Here is a 1,827-nt window from a genome sequence, read left to right on the forward strand (position 1 = left end):
TCACGTGTGAAATGGTTGATGCGGAAAGCCGATTGGTTCGGCAACCGGCCTGTCTGCCGACATGATGTGATAGAGTTTTTTGACAGGCACAACGCAGCGAATTTGGGGCTGAGCAAGGGCAGCCGCTCGACATACAAGAGTGACGTGCTGGCTGCACTGGACGCATATGGGGTCCGCAATAGGAAACGCGGGGTGGCAGATCTTACCGGCGTTTACGCTGACGTGCATGCAGCACTCCGGGAAAGCACGATCCCTGAGTCATACGTCATGTTGGCTGGCTCGTTTTTCATTTTCCTCCAGGATCGGGGCATCTCACACCAGGGGATCACCACGGCTGTTCTGGCAGAATATTTCGCGCATCGGGTGGACGTGTCGACCGCTTCGGAACAAAGATGCCGACGCCATGTTAAGGACGTTTGCACCTTGCTTTCCCATCTGGCGACCTGTCCCGAAACCGCACATTTTGGATTCGAGCCTGTCCCGCATCCTTTCGCGAACCAGAAAGACAAGTTTGACGTCGACAATGCGCTGTTGGCACCTTTGCTTGCGGAATTCGACACACGCGTCGCGCCGTGGCTCCTCGGCGAACGGTCAAGAGAGGGTCTGACAAAGAAGGATTTCATTGCGTCTCTCGACCGGCAGGATGTCGTCGTCACCGACAAGAAAGCTGCGCTACGTCGGAATAGAGCCATGAAGGCGGCGTTGACTGGTGCGAACGGCGAGCAGAAACCGCAGAACCATGATGAAGCTCTGCTCAAGAATGGCTTTCTGACCGCCACAAAACGCTGGTCGGAGAAAACGCTCGCGACACGCAGGGGTTACATCGTCTCATTGGCAAAAGCATTGGCTTCGAGCTGTGACGTTGTTCCGGAAACGATAGCTGAGCTGGTCGATCCTGAATTCCTGGAAGCGGCGGCCGAGGCTCTGCGCGACAGCAATCAAGGGGAACATGGCAGCAGCTACGTCGGCGCGGTGTTGAAAGCAGTCAAGAAGATCGCGCGCGACTACAGCTGCTGCACTGAAACCGATCTGAAGCAAATTCAGGATCTGATCACCTTTCACGACGTCAAATATGTTGGGATTGCGCCGAGAAACAAAGCCAAGCTTATCCAGTTCACCGAAGACCGGATACAGAAGACCGTGGATCTGTCCGGAACAGTTGTCTCGCTGATAAATGAGGACATAAAGCGACGCCGTGCCTCTTATCGGAAGAACCATGGCAAGGCTCCTGAAATATCGGATATTCTGCACGTTGAGACTGCACGCGACATCGCGGCGATGGTGGCGCACGAAATCCTACTCAAGCGCGCCCCACGCAGTGCAAACGTAATCGGGATTCAGTTGGACTGGATCGTGTTCCAGGACGGTGAAGCCCGGATCACCGTTCCGGCTGTCGAAGTGAAGGGACGGGGGCAGGGCGATGCCAATCTTGTCGTGCCCCTGGGGCAGTCCGCAAGCAACTTGCTACGGCACTACATCGAGACAGTGCGACCTGTTCTTGTGGCAGAAGGTGACGACGCCAATCCGTATCTGTTTCCAGGTCAATCGGCAGGCCGTCCGAACCGCAATCGACCCTACGCGAGTCTCCTGCTTCGAGTCACAAGATTGCTCGAGGAACATATCGGAGCAAGGATCAATCCGCATCTTTATCGTCACCTGATCGGCTGGATCTGGTTGAAAGAGAGCGTCGACAATCTCCCGCAGGTTCAACGGCTGCTCGGGCATAAGAGCCTCCAGACGACGTTGAACTACTATGCAGAACTCGACGAAAACTTGGTGTTCGGCAATTGGCAAGATTGGATCGATGGAAAAAGGAAAGGTGCGAAA

General features: G+C 55.1%; 1 protein-coding gene. It reads left to right on the top strand.

Translation table 11 applies throughout. The annotated features are described in order from the left end of the window. Positions 1 to 18 precede the first annotated feature (18 nt). Positions 19 to 1,827: tyrosine-type recombinase/integrase (locus PVW27_RS21420; protein ID WP_274561231.1), on the top strand; the 1,809-nt coding region annotated here is incomplete at its 3' end.

It is taken from the genome of Seohaeicola sp. 4SK31, from assembly GCF_028802875.1.
Taxonomy (GTDB): domain Bacteria; phylum Pseudomonadota; class Alphaproteobacteria; order Rhodobacterales; family Rhodobacteraceae; genus Seohaeicola.